The sequence below is a fragment of the Streptomyces sp. 549 genome (genome assembly GCF_030124175.1).
Taxonomy (GTDB): domain Bacteria; phylum Actinomycetota; class Actinomycetes; order Streptomycetales; family Streptomycetaceae; genus Streptomyces.
The window spans coordinates 1-21,182 of the sequence record NZ_JASKMT010000038.1; the positions used below are offsets into that span (position 1 = coordinate 1).

The 21,182-nt window shown below is 71.3% G+C and carries 20 protein-coding genes, 1 tRNA gene and 1 pseudogene; 15 read left to right on the top strand and 7 right to left on the bottom strand.

Annotated elements, in window-relative coordinates; translation table 11 throughout:
• The 6 genes and pseudogenes from QNO07_RS25850 to QNO07_RS25875 form a co-directional block, all read left to right on the top strand.
• Window positions 1–161 (top strand): annotated as a pseudogene (locus tag QNO07_RS25850) (DNA methylase); the annotation flags it as partial.
• Window positions 158–1,048: a bifunctional DNA primase/polymerase gene (locus QNO07_RS25855; protein WP_283994897.1), complete on the top strand. Its 891-nt coding sequence runs from the start codon at window positions 158–160 to the stop codon at window positions 1,046–1,048. The pseudogene QNO07_RS25850 and the gene QNO07_RS25855, both read left to right, overlap by 4 nt.
• A gap of 35 nt (window positions 1,049–1,083) precedes the next feature.
• Window positions 1,084–1,401, top strand: a complete 318-nt coding sequence (locus tag QNO07_RS25860; protein WP_283994899.1) for a hypothetical protein — start codon at window positions 1,084–1,086, stop codon at window positions 1,399–1,401.
• Window positions 1,398–2,804 carry a DNA primase family protein gene (locus QNO07_RS25865; protein ID WP_283994901.1) on the top strand — a complete coding sequence of 469 codons (1,407 nt, stop codon included), beginning with the start codon at window positions 1,398–1,400 and terminating at the stop codon, window positions 2,802–2,804. The genes QNO07_RS25860 and QNO07_RS25865 overlap by 4 nt, the downstream gene beginning before the upstream one ends.
• 94 nt (window positions 2,805–2,898) lie before the next feature.
• Window positions 2,899–3,117 (top strand): helix-turn-helix domain-containing protein, encoded by a 219-nt coding sequence (locus QNO07_RS25870; protein WP_283994902.1) that lies wholly within the window; start codon window positions 2,899–2,901, stop codon window positions 3,115–3,117.
• A complete protein-coding gene (locus tag QNO07_RS25875) occupies window positions 3,114–4,337 on the top strand; it encodes a site-specific integrase (protein ID WP_283994903.1) in 1,224 nt (407 codons plus the stop codon). Before QNO07_RS25870 ends, QNO07_RS25875 begins: the two co-directional genes overlap by 4 nt.
• 77 nt (window positions 4,338–4,414) lie before the next feature.
• On the opposite strand, the gene QNO07_RS25880 is transcribed toward QNO07_RS25875, so the two are convergent.
• From QNO07_RS25880 to QNO07_RS25900, 5 genes are all read right to left on the bottom strand, one after another.
• Window positions 4,415–4,488, bottom strand: a tRNA-Pro gene (locus tag QNO07_RS25880).
• A gap of 466 nt (window positions 4,489–4,954) precedes the next feature.
• The gene (locus QNO07_RS25885; protein ID WP_283994904.1) at window positions 4,955–5,935 is read right to left on the bottom strand and encodes a Bug family tripartite tricarboxylate transporter substrate binding protein; all 981 of its coding nucleotides are present in this window, start codon (window positions 5,933–5,935) and stop codon (window positions 4,955–4,957) included.
• Window positions 5,936–5,943: 8 nt separating this feature from the next.
• Window positions 5,944–7,503, bottom strand: coding sequence for a tripartite tricarboxylate transporter permease (locus QNO07_RS25890; protein WP_283994905.1), 1,560 nt, complete (start codon window positions 7,501–7,503; stop codon window positions 5,944–5,946).
• A gap of 12 nt (window positions 7,504–7,515) precedes the next feature.
• Window positions 7,516–8,166, bottom strand: coding sequence for a tripartite tricarboxylate transporter TctB family protein (locus QNO07_RS25895; RefSeq protein WP_283994907.1), 651 nt, complete (start codon window positions 8,164–8,166; stop codon window positions 7,516–7,518).
• Window positions 8,167–8,184: 18 nt separating this feature from the next.
• Window positions 8,185–9,165: a Bug family tripartite tricarboxylate transporter substrate binding protein gene (locus QNO07_RS25900; protein ID WP_283994908.1), complete on the bottom strand. Its 981-nt coding sequence runs from the start codon at window positions 9,163–9,165 to the stop codon at window positions 8,185–8,187.
• 236 nt (window positions 9,166–9,401) lie between these two features.
• Between QNO07_RS25900 and QNO07_RS25905 the strand changes: the two genes are divergently transcribed.
• From QNO07_RS25905 to QNO07_RS25935, 7 genes are all read left to right on the top strand, one after another.
• Entirely contained in the window at window positions 9,402–11,108 is a 1,707-nt protein-coding gene (locus QNO07_RS25905) for a sensor histidine kinase (protein ID WP_283994909.1), read from the top strand.
• A complete protein-coding gene (locus QNO07_RS25910) occupies window positions 11,105–11,869 on the top strand; it encodes a response regulator transcription factor (protein ID WP_283994910.1) in 765 nt (254 codons plus the stop codon). The genes QNO07_RS25905 and QNO07_RS25910 overlap by 4 nt, the downstream gene beginning before the upstream one ends.
• A 255-nt stretch (window positions 11,870–12,124) precedes the next feature.
• Complete coding sequence (locus tag QNO07_RS25915) at window positions 12,125–12,886, top strand: DeoR/GlpR family DNA-binding transcription regulator (protein ID WP_283994913.1); 762 nt, start codon at window positions 12,125–12,127, stop codon at window positions 12,884–12,886.
• Between the two features lie 164 nt (window positions 12,887–13,050).
• A complete protein-coding gene (locus tag QNO07_RS25920) occupies window positions 13,051–14,409 on the top strand; it encodes an ABC transporter substrate-binding protein (protein ID WP_283994915.1) in 1,359 nt (452 codons plus the stop codon).
• Window positions 14,409–15,383, top strand: a complete 975-nt coding sequence (locus tag QNO07_RS25925) for a carbohydrate ABC transporter permease (protein ID WP_283994916.1) — start codon at window positions 14,409–14,411, stop codon at window positions 15,381–15,383. Before QNO07_RS25920 ends, QNO07_RS25925 begins: the two co-directional genes overlap by 1 nt.
• Window positions 15,383–16,243 carry a carbohydrate ABC transporter permease gene (locus tag QNO07_RS25930; protein WP_283994917.1) on the top strand — a complete coding sequence of 287 codons (861 nt, stop codon included), beginning with the start codon at window positions 15,383–15,385 and terminating at the stop codon, window positions 16,241–16,243. The genes QNO07_RS25925 and QNO07_RS25930 overlap by 1 nt, the downstream gene beginning before the upstream one ends.
• Window positions 16,240–17,229: a zinc-dependent alcohol dehydrogenase family protein gene (locus QNO07_RS25935; RefSeq protein ID WP_283994919.1), complete on the top strand. Its 990-nt coding sequence runs from the start codon at window positions 16,240–16,242 to the stop codon at window positions 17,227–17,229. Before QNO07_RS25930 ends, QNO07_RS25935 begins: the two co-directional genes overlap by 4 nt.
• A 117-nt stretch (window positions 17,230–17,346) precedes the next feature.
• Here QNO07_RS25935 and QNO07_RS25940 read toward each other — a convergent pair whose 3' ends face one another.
• Together QNO07_RS25940 and QNO07_RS25945 are read right to left on the bottom strand one after the other, a co-directional pair.
• Window positions 17,347–18,753, bottom strand: a complete 1,407-nt coding sequence (locus tag QNO07_RS25940) for a lipase maturation factor family protein (RefSeq protein WP_283994920.1) — start codon at window positions 18,751–18,753, stop codon at window positions 17,347–17,349.
• Window positions 18,754–18,814: 61 nt separating this feature from the next.
• On the bottom strand, window positions 18,815–20,011 hold the full coding sequence (locus QNO07_RS25945; protein WP_283994921.1) for a thiolase family protein: 1,197 nt from the start codon (window positions 20,009–20,011) through the stop codon (window positions 18,815–18,817).
• A gap of 114 nt (window positions 20,012–20,125) precedes the next feature.
• Between QNO07_RS25945 and QNO07_RS25950 the strand changes: the two genes are divergently transcribed.
• Together QNO07_RS25950 and QNO07_RS25955 are read left to right on the top strand one after the other, a co-directional pair.
• Window positions 20,126–20,713 (top strand): TetR/AcrR family transcriptional regulator, encoded by a 588-nt coding sequence (locus tag QNO07_RS25950; RefSeq protein WP_283994922.1) that lies wholly within the window; start codon window positions 20,126–20,128, stop codon window positions 20,711–20,713.
• Entirely contained in the window at window positions 20,710–21,087 is a 378-nt protein-coding gene (locus QNO07_RS25955; RefSeq protein WP_283994925.1) for a hypothetical protein, read from the top strand. The genes QNO07_RS25950 and QNO07_RS25955 overlap by 4 nt, the downstream gene beginning before the upstream one ends.
• Window positions 21,088–21,182 lie beyond the last annotated feature (95 nt).

Here is a 21,182-nt window from a genome sequence, read left to right on the forward strand (position 1 = left end):
GCAACGGCGGCGGCAAGCCGTCCGTCCCGGAACTCCAGACCGCCATGGGCATCACCTGGACCAAGGTCCGCGAAGAACTGACCGAAGCCATCCCACCCGCCTACACCGAACACATCGGCGCCGCCTACCTCGCCACCGCAACGCTGGGGGTGGCGGCATGAGCGGGAACCTGCTGTCCGCAGCGCTCGACGCCACCGCCCGCGGCTGGCCCGTCCTGCCCCTGCGCCCCGGCGGCAAGCGCCCGGCCCTGCACGGCGAGAACGCCTGCACCCGCACCGGCCCCTGCGCCGGCGGGCACGTGAAGTGGGAGCAGCGCGCCACCACCGACCCCGACCGCATCCGGCACGCGTGGGCAGCCGCACCGTTCAACGTCGGTATCGCCACCGGCCCCGCTGGACTCCTCGTCGTCGACCTGGACCGGCCGAAGGGCAGGGGCAGTGCGGACACGCCTTGCGGCGTGACGACCTTCCAAGCGCTCTGCGAGCGCGCTGAACAGCCCGTGCCCACGACCCGCACGGTGCGGACCGCGAGCGGTGGTCGGCACCTGTACTTCACCGCCCCGGACGGGGTCCGGTTGAGCAACAGTGCGGGCACGCTCGCGCCGCTGGTCGACACCCGCGCGTGGGGCGGCTACGTCGTCGCCCCCGGCAGCCACACCCCCAGCGGCACGTACGAAGTTCTGGGCGATGCCCCTCCCGCGCCGTTGCCCGAATGGCTGTACGCCCGCCTGACGGTCCGTCAGGTCGTACGGGGCCTGATGGCTGCGCCGGTCGCCTCTGGATCCTCTCGTCGCGTCACAGCCGCCCTGAACGCTGAAATCGCGGCTGTCCACGCCGCTCCGGAGGGTGCGCGCAACGCGACGCTGCTGCGGGCGACGCGCGCTCTTGGGCGGTTCGTCGCGTGGGGCGAGATCCCCCGGCACGTGGTCGAAGACGCTTTTCAAGGGGCGGGGGAGGCGGCGGGACTGCCGCCGGCCGAGTGCCGCGCCACCATCACCAGCGCCCTCAACTGGTCCATCCGCACCGCCCGCACCCAGGGGGCGGCATGAGCCAGCAGCGTCCCCTCCCCTTGAAAAGCCAGCCCGTGACCAACGAACAGCCGCGAGCCGCCATGCTCGGCTCGGCGGCGTCGGACGGTGGGGCGCTGAAGGTCGTCGCCGAAGGCGTCCCCACTGCTGTTCGCCCTGACCCGCCCCCGGGCGACGGACGGCACCCCATCGCGTGGCTGCACATCTACGTGCCCGGCCGCAGCGCGGTTCCTTCGGCCACGTCGCGGTGCCTGTGCGGCAGGGACCGCCGCGCGGTCGGCAGGGCACGCGTGCTGGCCCTCATCGACGACCACCAGGCACACCGCCACACCTGCCCGCTCCGCAGTCCCCAGGAAGGGAGGACGGCCGCATGAACGCGCTGGAAGAACTGCCCGCGCCCTCGAACCCGATGGCTGTGGCGCGTCGGCTCATCCCCCGTTGGCAGACCGAGGACGGGCACCTGGTGTGCCGGCGGTGGCGGGGGTCGTGGATGCGGTGGACCGGTACCTGCTGGCGGGAGCTGGACGAGCAGCAGATGCGCGCTTCGCTGTACAAGCGGCTGGAGCACGCCACGTTCGCCACGCCCGGCAAGGACGGACAGCCGGAGATCCGGGACTGGGCACCGACCAAGCCGAAGCTCAGCAACCTGCTGGACGCGTTGGGCGCCATCACGTTGCTGCCTACCGAGGTGGACGCACCGGCCTGGCTCGACGGCGACACGGCCCGCGGGTGTGACAGTCCGATCGTGGCGTGCAGCAACGGGCTGCTGCGTATCGGGGACCGGGAGCTGCTGCCGCACACGCCTGGCTTCTTCAATCTCGTCGCCGTGCCCTACGCCTACGACCCGCAGGCCACCGCACCCACCTGGGAACGCTTCCTGCACCAGCTCTGGCCTGACGACTCCGCCGCCATCAACGCGCTTCAGGAGTGGTTCGGCTACGTCCTGTCCGGGCGGACCGACCAGCAGAAAATTATGCTCATCAAGGGCCCCTCCCGCTCGGGCAAGGGCACCATCGCGCGGGTGCTGAAGGAGCTGGTCGGTAAGGAGAATCTGGCCGGTCCCACGCTCGCCGGACTCGGCACGAACTTCGGTCTGTCGTCGCTGCTGGGCAAGCCGCTGGCGGTCATCTCCGACGCGCGGCTGTCCGGCCAGGACGGCGGACAGGTCGTGGAACGGCTGCTGACCATCTCCGGTGAAGACACCATCGACATCGACCGCAAGTACCGCGACGCATGGACGGGCCGCCTGCCCACCCGGTTGATGATCCTCACCAACGAGCTGCCGCACTTCGGCGACTCCTCAGGCGTCATCGCGCGCAGGTTCGTGGTGCTCAACATGACGGTCTCCTGGCTCGGCAAGGAAGACACCACCCTCACCGACAAGCTCGCAGCCGAGATGCCCGGAATCATCAACTGGTCACTGGACGGGCTGGCACGGCTGGAGCGCAACGGCCGCATCACAGAGCCGCCCTCCAGCCGCGAAGCGGTCATCACCATGCAGGACACCGCATCCCCCACCAGCGCGTTCGTCCGCGAACGCTGCACCACCGGACCCACGTGCAGCATCCCCGTGGACACCCTGTGGTCAGTCTGGCGCGAGTGGGCCGAGGACAACGGCGTCAAGGCCACCGGTACCAAGCAGGTCTTCGGCCGCAACCTGCTCTCCGTCGTCCCCCAGCTCAACCGCACCCGCCCCCGCGACGCCTACGGCCGGCAGGTCGCCACCTACAACGGCATCACCCTCAACCAGTCGCACCCACATTCCCCTGAGTCGTGACTCATCGCGACTCAACACCCCTCCAACCCGCTCTGAGTCGCGATGAGTCACGACTCAGAGCAATGTGGCCCGACCAAATCTGCCGGGAGCAGTCATGAGCATTGCCATCCCCGAGCCGGATCTCACCGCCCCCGTGCTGTACCGCGTCACGGAGGTTGCCGCGCTGCTGAGGCTGAGCCGCAGCGTCGTCTACGAGCAGATCCGCGCCAAGCGTCTCCGCACGGTCAAGCAGGGCGCCGCGCGGCGCATCCCCGCATCCGCCATCAACGAGTACGTCGCGCTGTTGGAGCGCGAGGCAGGAGAGAACAAGTGACGAAGCGCCGTAGCAGGGGAGACGGCGGGCTTCACTGGGACGAACGCCGTCAGCGCTGGATCGCCACGGCGAGCCTGGGCTACGACGGTGCTGGCAAGCGGATCACGAAGCGCGCGAGCGGCAGGACCAAGACCGGGGCAAAGGCCAAGCTCAAAGAGATGCTGCGGGACCACGAAGACGGCTTGGCCATCGCTCCGACGAACTACACCGTGGAGGAGGCGGTAACCGACTGGCTCACCTTCGGAGTTGCCGACGTCGATGAGGAGACGAGGAAGAACTACGCCTCCCTTTGCGCCAATCACATCATTCCGCGGCTTGGCCACACGAAGCTCAGAGAACTGCGAGCCGAGGACGTGGACCGCTGGTTGAAGGAACGGTCCGGGGCGCTGAGCACCCGCACCTTGGCACTCATCCACTCCTGCCTGAACCGGGCGGTCAAGCGAGCCATGGCTAGGGACAAGGTGAAGCGCAACGTCGTGGAGCTGTGCGAGATCCCAGCCGGGCGCCCGGGGCGGCCGTCGAAGTCGCTCACGTTGCGCCAGGCGGAAGGTGTACTGCTCGCTGCCGAGAAGTCGCCTCTGCACGCCTACATCGTGGTGGCTCTCCTCACCGGGGCCCGCACCGAGGAGCTGCGGCCCCTCACCTGGGATCACGTGGACCTGGAAGGGGACCCGAAAGCCGATCCGCCGATCCCGCCCTACATCGCCGTCTGGCGATCCGTCCGGGCGTCGGGAGACACCAAGACGCGCAGGTCCCGGCGCACCCTCGCGCTCCCGACACGGGCCGTCGCCGCCCTGCTGGCACAGCGTGAACGCCAGGGATGGCAGCGCTACGCGGCGGGGGAGCGGTGGAAGGAACGGGGGCTGGTCTTCACCTCAGACGTGGGAACCGAGCTGGACGCCGCGAATGTCCGCAGGGCGTTCCGGCATGCACTCAAAGGTGTCCCGGGCATCGTGCCGGCGGAGTGGACTCCACGCGAGACGCGGCACAGCTTCGTGTCGCTGCTCTCGGACGACGGCCTTTCGGTCGAGGAGATCTCGCGTCTCGTCGGTCACTCCGGAACGTCGGTGACCGAGGCGGTCTACCGCAAGCAGATCCGCCCGGTGATCCAGACCGGGGCCGTTGCCATGGACCGCATCTTTGACGTCTCCCGCGAGGGGCGAGACGTCGGGAAGGAGGAGCCGCCGAAGGGCCCGACAGACGCGCATCACCGGCCGTAGTCACTCACTTAGTCGCGCAAACAGCTCAGGGGCTGTCTCTCGTGTGGAGAGACAGCCCCTGAGCTGCTGTTGCACCGTCGGGACGACAGGATTTGAACCTGCGACCCCTTGACCCCCAGTCAAGTGCGCTACCAAGCTGCGCCACGTCCCGGTGCACCTGCGGCTCGGGCCGCTGCCCTCGCCGTGCGTGCATGAGAACAATACCGCACTCGGCGGAGTGCCCGCGCACCCCTTTGCTGGGAGGTTTCGGCAGGCGGGCGAGGGTTGCGAGCCCGGGACCGATCGTGATTCCGATGTCCTGGAGGCAGACGGGAGCCGGTCCCCGGAGCGTGATCGTCGGCGGCGTCTGCCGGCTGCAAGGCCGCCCGGAAGCTGTCGAGGGAATCCCACCGTGTGGCCGAGGCGGGGGTGATCAACCCGAAGGACTACTTGCTGTGCTTCCCCCGGCTGACCGACGTGGATGCCGGAGTTGTGGAGACGGCCCGGGTGGGTGCCGAAAGCGGCGCCCGGACGGAGGCCGGGGGTGACGGCCGGTCGTAGGCGCTGGTGGACCTAGGAGCCGGCGGGCGCGGGAGCCGGCGGGTATGGGCGCTGGTGCGCTCCCGACACGGGCCCGGCTAGGACGGCGTCCGCGCCGGGGATGGAGTGGCGTCGGAGCGGGGGATGCCGAGACGGTCCAGGAGGATGCCGACCCGGCGGTTCTCAGAGGTGAGGAAGCGGGCGAAGGCGTCCCCGGGCAGGTAGGCGTCGGTCCAGCCGTTGTCGCGCAGCGCCCGCTCCCACTCGGGGGTGGCGCGCAGCCGTCGCAGCAGGTCGGTGAGTCGTCCGCGCTGCTGCGGGGTCAGTCCCGGGGGCGCCATCAGCCCGCGCCAGTTGACCACCTCCAGGTCGTATCCGGCCTGGCGGAGGGTGGGTGCGGTGATTCCGGCGACGGGTTCGGCCCCGGTGACGGCGAGCACGCGCAGCCGTCCGGCGGCTATGGCGTGGCGGTACTCGGCGGAGCCGGTGACGGCGAAGTCGACCTTGTGGCTGAGCAGGGCGGCCAGCAGTTCCCCGCCCCCGTCGTAGCGGCCGAACGGCACGTCGGCGGGGGAGAGGCCCACGTGCTCGGCGATGAGCATCAGCGCCTGGTGGTCGGGTCCGCCGGGGTGGGAGCCGACGCCTGCCCGTAGGCCCGGCGCCGTCTTCCAGGCGCCGACCAGGTCGTCAAGGGTGCGGTACGGGGAGTCGGCGGGGACGACGACGACCTCGGGTTCCTCCACCAGCCGGGCCAGCGCGGTGGCCCGGCCGATGTCCGAGGGGGTTCCGGTGGTGAGCGAACTGCCGACGAGGCCGAGGCCCATCTGCATGAGCAGCCGGTCGTTGCCCTTCTCGTGGACGAGCCGGGTCAGCGCGGTCGTCCCGGCCTGCCCGGTGAGGTGGAAGACCTCCACCTCACCGGACAGACCGGACTCCTCCAGGGTGAGGGCGAGCACGCGGGCGGTGGTGTCGTAGCCGCCGCCCGCGGGGGTGGGGACCATGAGCCGCAGCGGGTCCGGCTGCGCCGGACCGCTTGCGCAGCCGGACAGCAGCAGGCCCAGCAGCACCACCACGGCCACGGCCCGTCTCACTCCTTCACCCGCCTCCCTCCGGCGCTTCCGACCGGCTCATCCTGGTCGCCGTCCGGGGTGTCCGGCAACTTCTGGTGGCGGCGGGTGCGCCGCCAGGCGCCGTAGAGCGGCGCCAGCAGGGACAGGGCGGCGAGCGCGAGCAGGGTCGCGGAGATGGGCTTGGTGGCGAACGTGGTGAGGTCGCCGGAGGAGATCAGCAGGGCCTGCCGCATGGACTTCTCCATCAGGCCGCCGAGGATCATTCCCAGGATGAGTGGCGCGGCGGGGAAGCCGTTGGCCCGCATCAGGAAGCCCAGGACGCCGAAGCCGACCAGCAGCCACAGGTCGAAGGTGCTGAAGGACTGGCCGAAGACGCCGACCACGCAGAACACCACGACGAGTGGCAGCAGCAGGGTCTGCGGGGTCTTGAGCACCTTGGCGAACAGCGGGATCAGCGGCAGGTTGAGGATGAGCAGCACGATGTTGCCGATGTACATGCTGGCGACGACGCCCCAGAACATGTCCGGCTGCTCCTGGAGCAGCAGCGGGCCGGGCTGCACGCCGAGGACGAGCAGCGCGCCCAGCAGGACGGCGGTGGTGCCCGATCCCGGCACGCCGAGGGTCAGCAGCGGCACGAACGAGCCGACGGCGGCGCTGTTGTTGGCGGACTCGGGTGCGGCGACGCCCTTGATGTTGCCCTTGCCGAAGGTCTTGCCGTCCTTGGCGAGCCGCTTCTCGAAGGAGTAGGAGAGGAAGGAGGCGACGGTGGCGCCCGCACCGGGCAGTACGCCGACGAAGAACCCCAGCACCGAGCCGCGGCCGGTGGGCCCGCTGATCGTCCGCAGCTCCCGCTTGCTGAGCCGCAGCGAGCTGACCTTGCCGTCGCCCGCTCCCTCGCCTCGGCGGGACAGCATGACGAAGACCTCGGCCAGGGCGAACACGCCCAGGGCGACGATGAGGAACTCGACGCCCTCGTACAGTTCCGGCCGGTCGAAGGCGAACCGCAGGGTGGACGTCTGCGAGTCGATGCCGACCAGGGCGATCATCACGCCGACGGTGCCGGAGATCAGGCCCTTGGTGAGGTTGCTGCCGGACAGCGAGACGACGGCGGTCAGGCCCAGGACCATCAGGGCGAAGTACTCGGCCGGCCCGAAGCTGACGGTGAGCGCCGACAGGGACGGCGCGACGAGCATCAGCCCGACGACACCGACGGTGCCGCCGACGAACGAGGCGATGGCGGCGATCGACAGCGCCTTGCCGGCCTGGCCCTGCCGGGCCAGGGGGTAGCCGTCGAAGGAGGTGGCGACGGTTCCGGCGACGCCGGGCGCGTTGAGGAGGATGGAGGAGGTAGAGCCGCCGAAGATGGCCCCGTAGTACACGCCGGCGAGCATGATGATCGCCGAGGTGGGGTCCATGGTGAAGGCGATGGGGATCATCAGCGAGATGGCGCTGATCGGGCCGAGCCCGGGCAGCATGCCGATGACGGTGCCCATGAGCACGCCGAGGAAGACGAAGGCGAGGTTGGCCGGGGTCAGTGCGACCCCGAAACCGTTGACGAGTTGGCTGATGGCGTCCATGGCGACTCCCGGTCAGAAGGGCAGCGGCCCGGTCGGCAGGGCCACGTCGAGCCCTTCCGCCATGCCGAGGTAGAGGCCGAGCGCCATGCCGCCGCCGACGAGGACGTTCACCCAGTGCCGACCGGAGCCGAGGTACCAGGCGGTGCCGGCGACGAAGAGCGTGGTGGCGAGCACGAAGCCCAGCGGGACGAACAGCGCCACGTACAGGCAGGTCGCCCCGAGCAGTACCGCCAGGTCGAGCCGGGTGTCGCTGAGTCGCCCGAGCGCGGGCCCGGCCGCTTTCGGCGCGGCGGGAGACGGCCCGGCCGTGGGCGCCGGCGGCGGGACCGCCGGCGCCTGCCCGGGCAGGGCGGTACCGGCCGGTGCGTCCGCCGCCGCCGACGGGTCGGCTGTGGCCGGCCCGTCGGCGGTACGGGTGGCCGGCGCCTGCTCGGGCGCCTCTCCCGGCGCCTCGTCGGCCGGGTGAGCGGCCGGGCGCTGGAAGAACAGGGCCGCGCAGAGCACGATCAGGACTAGGCCCAGACCGCGCGGCAGCGTGCCGGGCTGGACCGGCACCTCCACCGCGGTGAAGTCGGGTATCAGGTACGCCTGCACGGTGTACGCGACGGCCAGCACGCCGAGGACGGCGGCCACCGTCCGCTGGGAGAAGCGGAAGTGATGCATATCAGGTCTCCGGACCGGTTACTTCTTGAGTCCGACATCGGTGAGGATCTCGGTGAATTCCTCGTTCTGCTCGTCCAGGAACTCGCCGAATTCCTTACTGCCGAGATACGCGTCGGTCCAGCCGAGCTTCTTGCTCTCCGCCTTCCAGCCGTCCTCCTTCAGCATGTCGGCGAACGTCTTCTCCCAGTACGCCACCTGGCCGTCGGTCAGGCCCTTGGGAGCCATCACGCCGCGCCAGATGTCGAACTCGTAGTCGATGCCGGACTCGGTGAGGGTGGGCGCGTCGGGCAGGATGCTCGACCGCTCGGCGGACGAGACGGCCAGCACCCGGATGTCGCCGGACCTGGCCAGGCCGCGGACCTCGGAGGCACCCGCGACCGCCACGTCGGCGTGCCCGCCGAGCAGCGAGGTGAGGGCCTCGCCGCCGCCGTCGAACGGCACGTACTTGAGCTTGGAGGCGTCGGCTCCGGCGGCCTGCACGGCACCGGCGAGACCGACGTGGTCGAGGCTGCCCGGGCCGGATCCGCCGGCGAAGGCCAGCGCCTTGGGCGAGGACTTCACCTTCGCCGCCACGTCCTCGAACGTCTTGTAGGGCGAGCCGGACTTCACCACGTAGGCCAGCGGCTCGCTGTTCAGGCGGGCGATGGGGGTGAAGTCGCGGTACGTCTGGTCGGACTCGCCGGCCAGCGGCACCAGCAGCACGGGCGGGCTGGTGACGAACAGGCGGTGCGGGTCCTTCGGGAACTTCGCCACGTAGGACCAGCCGATCGCGCCGCCCGCGCCCGGCTTGTTGACCACCCGCATCGGGCGGTCGACCAGGCCCGACTCGTCGAGAACGCGGGAGCTGGTACGGGCCAGGGTGTCCCAGCCGCCGCCGGTCGCGGCGGGCGCGATGTACTCCACGGGCTTGCTCGGTTTCCAGTCGCCGCCGGCGGCGGCGGTGTCCTCGCCGCACGAGGTGAGCAGCAGCATGGCCGAAGCGGCGGTGACTGCTGCCACCGGCGCTCTGGTGCCTGAACGGAACACGGGTGCCTCCACGGCGAGCTGGGGGTGTCGGGCGCCTTCGAAGTGAAGGCGCCGCCATGCAAACAGCGCGGAGCGGCCCGATAAAGGGGTGGGCGCGTTGTGCAGCTATTGGCGATAACAAAAGTTTTGGACATAGTGTTCACGGCCGTGGCGAGCCGGCCGGCGGGAGAATGTCGGCGGTGTACCGCACGCCGGCGAAGGGAGGCCCGATGCGTCGTCCCCGCGCGCCCCGGCTGTCCCTCGCGGGGCAGTTCCTCGCCCTCCAGCTGGCGCTGATCGTGGTGGTGCTGATCGTCATCGCCGCCGTGTCCGTCGCCCAGTCCAGCGCCGAGTTCCGCCGCACCGAGGGGCGGCGGCTGCTGAGCGTGGCCGAGACGGTGGCGTCCAACGACGCGGTGCGGGTGGGTCTGGCCGACCCCGAGCAGCAGGGCATCCTCCAGCCCACCGCGGAGAGCGCCCGCAGTGTCTCCGGCGCGTCGTACGTGGTGATCACCGGGGTGGACCGGCGCATCCTGACCGACGCCGATCCGCGGCGCATCGGTGACCGGCTGCCGCTGGGGCCCAGCGGCGTCCTGGCGGGTCGTTCCTGGGTGGGCACCGCCCAGTCCCGCGGCCGGGAAACGCTGGAGGCGCACGTCCCGGTGTTCGGCGAGCGCGGGCGACTGCTGGGCGTGGTCGCCGCAGGTCGGGAGTACCGCGGCTTCGGCGAGCAGATCGCCACCGCCACTCCGCACCTGCTGGTGTACCTGGGCATCGCCAGCGCGCTGGGCGCGATCGGTTCGGTCCTGCTGGCCCGCAGGATCAAACGGCAGACGCTGGGTCTTGAACCGGAGGAGATCACCGCGCTGGTCGAGCACCGGGAGGCGATGCTGCACGGCATCAAGGAGGGCGTGCTCGGCCTGGACAGGCAGGGCCGGGTGACGCTGGCCAACGACACGGCTGTCGACCTGCTGCGCCTGCCGCCCGACCCCGCGGGCCGCACCCTGGCCGAGCTGGGGCTGGAACCGCTGCTGCACGACGTGCTCAGCGGCCGGGTCCAGGGCCGGGACCAGGTGGTCGTCACCGGCGACCGGATGCTGACGCTCAACCGCATGCCGCTGCTCACCGCGTCCGGCACTGCGGGCTCGGTGACCACGATGCGCGACCTCACCGAGCTGGCCGCGCTGCAGAGCGAACTGGACACCACGCGCAGCGCCACCGACACGCTGCGCGCCCAGGCCCACGAGTTCCACAACCAGCTGCACGTCATCGCGGGGCTGGTCGAGCTGGAGGAGTACCCGGAGGCGGCCCGCTACATCCGCGGTATCAGCGGCACGCACGCGCGCCGCACCTCCGAGGTGCAGCAGCGGGTGCACGACGCCTCGCTGGCCGCGCTGCTCATCGCCAAGGGCAGCCTCGCCGCGGAGCAGGGCGCAGCCCTGCGGATCAGTGACGAGGGCGGTCTCGGGCCGGTCGACGAGGCGCTCTCCTCCGACCTGGTGACGGTGGTCGGCAACCTCGTCGACAACGCGCTCGACGCGGTCCGCAACACCGGGCCCGACAGCTGGACGGAGGTCCGCATCACCGAGCGCGGGCCGGACGTGGTGGTCCGGGTGCGGGACTCGGGCCCGGGAGTGGACCCGGAGCTGACCGAGGCGGTCTTCCGGCACGGCTTCACCACCAAGGCGTCCGCTCGGGGGTCGCAGCGCGGCCTCGGGCTCGCCATCACCCGGCTGGTGTGCGCCCGCCGCGGCGGTTCGGTCACCGCCACCGGGGCCGAGTTCACCGCCGTCCTGCCCCGCGTCCCCCGCCCGCCCGCCGCACACCACATTCCCGCGGGCGACCTGTCCGCCGAACCCGTACCCGCCGCGACGGCCCCGGACCGGCCGGTATCGCCTGAGCGGTCCCGCACACCCCGGGAAGGGGGAACGCCATGATCCGCGTACTGGTCGTGGACGACGACTTCATGGTCGCCCGCCTGCACAGCAAGCTCGTCGAGCGGGTGGAGGGCTTCACCGTGGTGGGGGAGGCGCGCAGCGGCGCGGAGGCGCTGAGCGCCGTCCGGGAGCTGCGCCCCGACCTGGTGCTGCTCGACATCTACCTGCCGGACATGAGCGGCCTGGACGTGCTGCGCGAGCTGCGCGGGGCGGCGGCACCGCTGGACGTGGACGCGCTGGTGGTGACGGCGGCCCGCGACGCCGAGACGGTGCGCGGCGCGCTGCGCGGCGGCGCGGTGCACTACATCATCAAGCCCTTCGACGCGCCGGTCCTGCGGGAGCGGCTGGAGCACTACGCTCGGCGCCACCAGGAGCTGGCCAGCATCGCCACTCCCGGGCAGGAGGACGTCGACCGGGTCTTCGGCGCCGCGTCGGCCCCCGGCCGCCCGCAGGCGCCGGGCGAGGGCCCGGGGCCCGCGGCCCTGCCGGTGGCCGCCGTCGCGGGCGGGGCTCCCGCAGCGGCGGTCAGGTTGCCCAAGGGGGTCACCGAGCAGACCGCGGGCCTGGTCCGGCAGACGCTGGCCGGCCACCCCGAGGGTATGTCCGCAACCGAGTGCGCCGCCCTCAGCGGCCTCTCGCGGGTCAGCGCGCGCCGCTACCTGGAGTTCTTCGTGTCCGCCGGTTGGGCCCGGGTGAGCCTGCGCTACGGCAGCACCGGTCGCCCCGAGCGCCGTTACCACTGGGTGTCCGGGTCGGCCTGATCATGCCCGTCCGGGCGCGGCCCGAACGGGCAGACGGGCGGTAAGCGGGCACTCGACGCGAGAGATCGGGCGAGCATCCGGACGGCTGAGACCAGTCCCTGCCCTGTCGTGGCTGCCTTCCCGGCTTTCGAAGACGGGCACAAGCGGGCACGATCAACACAGTGGTGCACCTGGTGACGCTGTTCGAGCGGCTGTACAACTTCCCCCAAGGGCCCGAACGGGCACTTCGCAGAACCGAGCGGGAGGTGCAGCGCCGTGAACGCCGAGGAACGCCAGCGGGAGATCGTCGCCACCGCCCGACGGGCCGGCGCGGTCGACGTGGCAGAGCTCGCAGCTGAGCTCGACGTCGCGAAGGAGACCATCCGCCGCGACCTGCGCCTGCTGGAGGACCACGGACTGGTCCGCCGCACCCACGGCGGGGCCTACCCGGTGGAGAGCGCCGGGTTCGAGACGACGCTCGCCTTCCGCACCACCATGCACGTGCCCGAGAAGCGCCGGATCGCCACCGCGGCCGCCGGACTTCTCGGCGAGGCCGAGACCGTCTTCATCGACGAGGGCTTCACCCCGCAGCTCATCGCCGAGGCCCTGCCCCGGGACCGGCCGCTGACCCTGGTCACCACCTCGCTCGCCACGGCCGGCGCGCTCGCGGAGGAGGAGAAGTACACCGTGCTGCTGCTCGGCGGCCGGGTCCGCGGCGGCACCCTGGCCACCGTCGACCACTGGACGGTCCGCATGCTCGCCGGCTTTGTCATCGACCTCGCGTTCATCGGGGCCAACGGCATCTCCCGCGACTTCGGGCTCACCACCCCGGACCCGGCGGTCAGCGAGGTGAAGGCGCAGGCCGTACGCACCGCACGCCGCCGGATCTTCGTCGGCATGCACACCAAGTTCGCCGCGGTCAGCTTCTGCAAGTTCGCCGAGGTCGGTGACTTCGAGGCGATCGTCACCAGCACCGGTCTGCCGTCCGCCGAGGCACACCGCTACTCCCTGCTGGGTCCGCAGGTCATCCGCGTCTGACCGCCTCCGGCGGCACACCTCCACAAGCCCCACCCTCCACGCCTCCTACGGCGCCCCACGCCGTGCGGCACCGCGGGCCGCGCTGCTCGGCGTGCCCGCGGGCGCAGTCCGCAAGAACTCCTCACGAACCGATCAGGCACAGCACCAAGGAACGGGAGCCCACCATGCGCAGTCAGAGTCGACAGCGAAGCAGAGCAGTCCTGGCCCTCACCGCGGCGAGCGGACTGCTGCTCTCGGGCTGCGCCGGAGCGGGCGGCTCCGGCGACTCCGAGGACGGCACGGTCAACGTCCTGATGGTCAACAACCCGCAGATGGTCGAACTGCAGAAGCTGACCGCGAAGCACTTCACCAAGGACACCGGCGTGAAGGTGAACTTCACCGTCCTGCCGGAGAACGAGGTACGGGACAAGATCAGCCAGGACTTCGCCAACCAGTCAGGCCAGTACGACCTCGCGACCATCAGCAACTACGAGACGCCCATCTACGCCAAGAACGGCTGGCTGCACGAGCTGGACCCGTACCTGTCGGAGGACGAGGAGTACGACGAGGAGGACATCCTCAACCCGATGCGCCTCTCCCTCACCGGTGAGGACGGCAAGGTCTACGCCCAGCCGTTCTACGGCGAGTCGTCGTTCCTGATGTACCGCAAGGACGTGCTGGAGAAGAACGGCCTGACCATGCCCGACCAGCCCACCTGGACGGAGGTCGCCGAGATCGCGGAGAAGACGGACACCGCGGAGAAGGGCATGAAGGGCATCTGCCTGCGCGGCCTGCCCGGTTGGGGCGAGCTGACCGCGCCGCTCACCTCCGTCGTCAACACCTTCGGCGGCACCTGGTTCGACAAGGACTGGAACGCGCAGCTCACCTCGAAGGAGTTCACCCGGGCCACCAGGTTCTACGTGGACCTGGTCCGCGACCACGGTGAGGCGGGCGCGGCCCAGTCCGGCTACGCCGAGTGCCTCAACAACATGACGCAGGGCAAGACCGCCATGTGGTACGACGCCACCGCCGGCGCCGGTTCGCTGGAGGCTGACAACTCGCCCGTCAAGGGCAAGATCGGCTACGTGCCCGCGCCGGTGGAGAAGACCGACAGCTCCGGCTGGCTCTACACCTGGGCCTGGGGCATGCAGAAGGCGTCCAAGAACACCGACAACGCGTGGAAGTTCATGTCCTGGGCCTCCAGCAAGCAGTACGAGGAGCTGGTGGGCGAGGAGATCGGCTGGTCCAACGTGCCCGCCGGCAAGCGCGCCTCGACCTACGAGAACCCCGACTACCAGAAGGCCGCGTCGGCCTTCCACGAGGTGACCTACAAGGCCATCAGCGAGGCCGACCCCCGCAACCCCGGAGTGCAGGAGCGCCCCGCCCCCGGCATCCAGTTCGTCGGCATCCCCGAGTTCACCGACCTGGGCACCAAGGTCTCGCAGGAGATCAGCGCCGCCATCGCCGGACGCCAGTCCGTCGAGGCAGCGCTGAAGAAGTCCCAGAGCCTGGCCGAGAAGGTCGGCAAGGAGTACCAGAAGTAATGAGCACCCCCCTGAAGGCGGCCTCGCCGCCCTCGGCCACCGGAGCGGGGCGGCACGCCGCCCCGCCTCCGGGCAGGCCGAAGAACCTGCGGGCCTGGGCCACCCGGGCCCCGCTGATGCCGGCGCTGGTCTTCCTCATCGTCGTCACCCAGCTGCCGTTCGTGGCGACGCTGGTCATCTCCTTGTTCGAGTGGAACTCGCTCTACCCGGACGCCCGCTCGTTCACCGGGCTCTCCAACTACGGCACGGTCCTCGGCGACGCCCGGTTGCGCGACTCGGTCCTCACCACCGTGGTGCTGACCGTCACCGTCGTCCTGGCCAGCCTGGTGCTCGGGCTCGCTCTGGCGCTGCTGCTGGACCGCAGCTTCCGCGGGCGCGGCCTGGTGCGCACGATGCTGATCGCGCCGTTCCTGGTGGTCCCGGTGGCCGCGGCACTGCTGTGGAAGCACGTCCTGTTCAACCCCGAGTACGGCCTGCTCAACGGCATGCTCAACTGGTTCGGCGGGCTGCTGGGCTTCGAGGACGTCATCCAGCCGGACTGGATTTCCGACATGCCGCTGCTGGCGGTGGAGACGGCGCTGGTGTGGCAGTGGACGCCGTTCATGATGCTGATCCTGCTCGCCGGACTGCAGAGCCGGCCCGCCGAGATGATCGAGGCCGCCCGCATCGACGGCGCCGGCGCCTGGCAGATCTTCCGCTACCTGACGTTGCCGCACCTGCGCCGCTACCTGGAACTGGGCGGTCTGCTCGGCTCGATCTACATCGTCCAGAACTTCGACGCCGTGTTCACCATGACGTCCGGCGGCCTGGGGACCGCCAACCTGCCCTACACCATCTACGAGACCTTCTACCGGGCCCACGAGTACGGCCTGGCGTCGGCGGCCGGTGTGCTCGTCGTCATCGGGTCGATCATCCTGGCCACCTTCGCCCTGCGGGTGGTCTCGTCCCTCTTCAGTGAGGAGGCATCCCGGTGATGAGCGCCGTCCCCGCGATCCCCCCGACGCTGCGCCGCGCCCGCCGCCGCAGCAACGCCCTGGGCCTGCTGGCCTGGGCGGTGGCCATCCTGTTCTTCCTGCCGGTCGCCTGGATGCTGCTGACGTCCTTCCACTCCGAACCGGACGCGGCCACCAACCCGCCGTCCCTGCTCGCCCCGCTGACGCTGGACGGCTACCGGGAGTTCTTCGGCGCGGGCGGCGGCGCGAGCCCCTGGCCGCCGCTGATCAACTCGGTGACCGCCTCGGTGGTCTCCACCCTGCTGGTACTGCTGCTGGCCTTCCCCGCGGCCTACGCCCTGTCGATCCGGCCGGTGGAGAAGTGGAAGGACGTGCTGTTCTTCTTCCTGTCCACCAAGATGCTGCCGGTGGTGGCCGCGCTGCTGCCGATCTACCTGATCGCCGGCAACGCCGGGCTGCTGGACAACATCTGGCTGCTGATCATCCTCTACACCGCGATGAACCTGCCGATCGCCGTGTGGATGATGCAGTCCTTCCTGGCCGAGGTACCCGTCGCGATCATCGAGGCGGCCCAGCTGGACGGCGCCAGGCTGCCGACCATCCTGGGGCGGGTCATCGCCCCCATCTCGGGTCCCGGCATCGCCGCGACCGCGCTGATCTGCTTCATCTTCAGCTGGAACGAGATGCTCTTCGCGCGGGTGCTGACCGGGGTCACCGCACAGACCGCGCCCGTCTTCCTCACCGGCTTCATCACCAGCCAGGGCCTGTTCCTGGCAAAGGTGTGCGCCGCGTCGATCGTCATCTCCCTGCCGGTGCTGGCAGCGGGGTTCGCCGCCCAGGACAAACTCGTCCAGGGCCTGTCGCTTGGAGCAGTCAAGTGAAAGCCGCAGTCATCGAAGCCCCCGGCAAGGTGTCCCTCACCACCGTCCCGGACCCCGCACCGGGGCCGCGCCAGGTGGTGGTGAAGGTGGCTGCGTGCGGGCTGTGCGGTACCGACCTGCACATTCTCCAGGGGGAGTTCGCGCCGACGCTGCCCGTCGTTCCGGGCCACGAGTTCGCCGGCGAGGTGGCGGCCGTCGGCAGCGAGGTGACCGAGCTGGTGGCCGGCGACCGGGTCGCCGTCGACCCGTCGCTGTACTGCTACGAGTGCCGCTACTGCCGCAGCGGCCACAACAACCTCTGCGACCGCTGGGCGGCGATCGGCGTGACCACCGCCGGGGGTGCGGCCGAGTACGCGGTCGCTCCGGTGGCCAACTGCGTCAAGCTGCCCGACCACGTCGGCCTGCAGGACGCGGCGCTGATCGAGCCGCTGTCCTGCGCGGTGCGCGGCTACGACGTGCTGAAGGCCCGGATGGGCGCGCGGGTGCTGATCTACGGCTCGGGCACGATGGGCCTGATGATGCTGGAGCTGGCCAAGCGCACTGGCGCCGCGTCGGTGGACATGCTCGACCTCAACCCCGAGCGGCTGGCCACCGCAAGGACGCTCGGCTGCTCCGCCGCCGCGGCGGGAGCGGACGAGCTGGACCGGCCGCAGGGCTGGGACGTGGTGATCGACGCGACCGGCAACGCCAAGGCCATCCAGGACGGCATCGGCCGGGTCGCCAAGGCCGGAACGTTTCTTCAGTTCGGCGTGTCGGACTACGCGACCACGGCGGTGATCGAGCCGTACAAGATCTACAACCAGGAGATCACCATCACCGGCTCGATGGCCGTGCTGCACAGCTACGAGCGGGCCGCCGACCTCTTCGCCGCCGGTGTCATCGACCCGGGGATCTTCATCAGCGACCGGCACCCGCTGGACGACTACCCCGCCGCGCTGGAGCAGTTCGCCGCGGGCCAGGGCCGCAAGATCGTCGTCGTTCCCTGACCGCCTCCCGGTCGGCCGGCGTCCGCCTCCCTCCCGGTCGCCGGGCGTCCGCGTCCGGCCGGTCCGGCGCCAGCATGCCCGGGGCCGGCTCGGAAGTGGTTCGGCGCGGCGTGGCGTTCAGTGCCGCGTGACTGGTGGGGCGTACTCGCCCACCAGCTCGCGGTGCCACCATGCCCCCGTGGCGCGCCGCTCCCGCCAGGTGGTGAAGCGGTAGCGGTAGAGCAGCGCCCGCACCCGGGCGGGCGGCTCGCCGGGGAACGGGTTGTGCGCCAGCAGGCGCAGGGTGGCGCGGTCGTTCTCCAGCAGCCGCCGCTGGAACGCCGTGAACCACGGCCTGCTGTAGGCCGGGGACAGCGCGGCGAACCACATCATCCAGTCCAGCCGCAGGTGCAGCGGCGCCCACTGCCGGGGCAGCCGCCGCATGTCACCGGGCTTGCCCTTGAACCCGTACTCCGACCAGCGCGTGTGCTCGCCGTCCCCGGCATCGGCGGTGCCCTGCACCACCACCTCGTGCCGCAGCCGAGTCACGCTGCCGAAGGCGCCGTAACTACCGCTCAGATGCAGTGAGTTGTAGGAGCGGTTCATCTGCTGCCGGGCGGAGAGCAGATTGCGCACCGGCCGGTGCGCCAGGGCCACCATGACCGCAGCGCAAGCGAGCACCACCACCGTGAACCAGGCGGGAGCCGGCCCGTGCGCCGGGGCCCGGTACCAGGCGGAGCTGTCCACGGCGGACAGCGCCAGCAGCAGCGTCAGCCAGTTGAGCCAGGCGAAGTTGCCGGACGCCACCAGCCACAACTGCGTGACCACCACCGCGAGTGCCGCCCAGCCCGCCACCGGCTGCGGTGCGAACAGTGCGAACGGCACGACCAGTTGGGTGACGTGGTTGGCCGCCGCCTCCACCCGGTGCACCGGACGGGGGAGCCGGTGGAAGAACCAGCTCAGCGGACCCGGCATGGGCTGGGTCTCGTGATGGAAGTCCAGGCAGGTCAGCCGCCGCCAGCACGGGTCGCCTCGCCACTTGATGAGCCCGGCTCCGAACTCCACCCGGAACAGCAGCCAGCGCATCAGCAGCAGGACCGGCAGCGGCGGCGCCACCTCGGCGTTGCCGAGGAAGACCGCGAGGAAGCCCGCCTCCAGCAGCAGCGCCTCCCAACCGAACCCGTACCAGAGCTGCCCGACGTTGACGATCGACAGGTAGAGCGCCCACAGCACGGCCCACATCGCCATCGAGGCTGCCAGCGGCACCCGGTCCCCGGCTCCCGCCGCCAGCGCCGCGGCCAGCACGGCCCCCGACCAGGCGACGGCGGCGAAGAAGCGGTCGGAGTAGTACACGTGGAAGAGGCTCGGCGCGGCCCGGAACGGCGTGCGGCGCAGGAACTCGGGCACGGGTGTCAGGCCGCGCGCACCGAGAAGCGGACGGAACTGCCGGGCCGCCCCGGCGAACGCGACCAGGTACAGCACGGCCAGGGCCCGCTGGAAGACCAGCCGGCTCAGCCAGTAGTCGGGGGCCGCGAACCACTCCACCCCGCATGCGTACCACCGTCGTGCGTCGCCCGCCGGGACGCGCGGCCCCCGTGTCGCCGGCTCAGCGCTCCAGGACCAGCGCCTGCCCCTGGCCGACACCGATGCACAGCGCGGCCAGCCCCGTGCCGGAACCGGCGTCGGCGAGCTGCCGGGCCACGGCGCCCACCAGCCGGGCGCCGGAAGCACCCAGCGGGTGCCCGACGGCGAGGGCCCCGCCGCGCGGGTTGACCCGGGCCGGGTCCAGCTCGGGCCACTCGGCCAGGCAGCCCAGGACCTGCGCGGCGAACGCCTCGTTCAGCTCGACGGTGTGCAGGTCGCCGAAGCCGCGCCCGGTGCGGGCCAGGACGCGGCGGACCGCCTCCACGGGGCCGAGCCCGAACAACTGCGGCTCGATGCCCGTCACTGCGGACGCTCCGATCCGGGCCAGCGGCTCCCGGCCGCAGGCCCGCAGGCCGTCCTCGTCCGTCAGCAGCAGCGCCGCCGAACCGTCGTTCAGGGGTGAGGAGTTGCCCGCGGTGACGGTGCCCTCCTCGCGGCGGAACACCGGCTTCAGCTTGGCCAGGGCCTCCGCCGTGGTCGTGGCCCGGATCGACTCGTCGCGGGTGAGGTCGGTGCCGTCGACGGGCACCACCTCGTCGTCGTAGTCGCCCCGCTCCCACGCCTGCGCCGCCTTGCGGTGGCTGGCCAGCGCGAAGGCGTCCTGCTCCTCGCGGCTGATCTTGTGCTTGTCGGCGACCTGCTCGGCGCCCTCACCGAGGGAGACCGTCCACTCCGGCCGCATACGCGTGTTGACCAAACGCCAGCCCAGTGTGGTCGAGTGCGTCTCCGGCGCCGCCGCGGGGAAGGCCCGCTCCGGCTTGGGCACCACCCAGGGGGCGCGGCTCATCGACTCCACACCGCCCGCGATGACCACCGAGGCGTCCCCGACGGCGATGGCCCGGGCCGCCTGGACGACGGCCTCCATGCCCGAGGCGCAGAGCCGGTTGACGGTGGCGCCGGGGACCGACACCGGCAAACCGGCCAGCAGCACCGCCATCCGGGCGACGTTGCGGTTCTCCTCACCGGCGCCGTTGGCGTTGCCCAGCACGACGTCGTCGATGCGCTCGGGGTCAAGCGCCGGGCTGCGGTCCACCAGGGCGCGCACCACGTGCGCGGCCAGGTCGTCGGGGCGGACACCGGACAGTGCGCCGCCGTAACGCCCGACCGGGGTGCGGACGGCGTCCACCACGTACACGTCTCGAAGGCGATCGTTGGTCATGCCACCGATCGTGTCAGCAGCCGCCACCCGTTGACCAGACCCGGGAGCCGATCGGCGCGCACCGGCCGGGAGGAGCGGTATTAATCCAACGGGTCGTCCCGTATGGTTAATCTCATGACACTCACCGGCGCCCCCCGCGGGCGTCCCAGGGACAACCGTGCCTACCTGGCGATCCTGTCCGCCGCGGCCGAGCTGGTGGCCGAACGCGGCTACGCGGGCACCTCCATCGGCGCGGTGGCGGTGCGGGCCGGCGTGGGCAAGGACACCGTCTACCGCCGCTGGTCGGCCAAGGCCGAGTTGGTGTACGAGGCGGTCTTCACCGCGACCGAGGCCGCCCCGGTGCCGGACACCGGCAGCCTGAGCGGCGACCTCACCGTCCTGCTGGAGGCACTGGTCCAGGAGTTCTCCACGCCGGCTGCCACCGCTGCGCTCCCCGGTGTGCTGGCCGACTTCGCGGCCGACCCGAACTTGCAGGCCCGTATCCGGTCCGAGTTCCTCGCCCCGGCCAAGGCCGGCCTGGTGGCGGTGTTCGAGCACGCCGTCCGGCGCGGCGAGGCCGACGCCGACCTGCCGGTCGACCTCGTGCTGGACACGCTGGCCGGTGCCGTCTTCTTCCACGTCGGCGTGGTGGGGGAGCGGCCCGGTCCGCAGCTGGCCGACCGGCTGGCGGCCCTCGTGGGCCGCGGAATCGAGACCCGGTGAACGCCTGGTTCCTCGCGGGCGGCATCACCAGTGGCGTGGTCGCCGCCGTCCACGTCGTCGCCGGAGGCCGGGACGTCATCCGGGCCCTGCTGGCCGGCGGCCTCCCGGACGAGCCGCGCCGCGTGCTGCACGCGGTCTGGCACATGGTCACGGCAGATCTTGTGCTCGCCGCCGCCGCCCTGATCTGGCTGTCTCTCGGCGACCACCCGGGCGGCGACGCCGCCGCCTGGCTCCTGGCCGCCCATTTCGCCGCCTACTCGGGCGTCTTCCTCGCCGTGTCCCTGGCAGCCGGCTGGTCGAAGCCGCTGCTGCGCCTGCCGCAGTGGATGCTGCTGCTGCCGGTGGCGGCGCTGGCGGCAGCCGGCGCCCGGTGACGGGCCACCGGGCTCCGACGGGCCGGAACGCGACGGGAGCTGAGGGCCCGTCGGGCCGCATGGCCCCGGCCCGCCGAGGTGTGACGGTTTGCTGA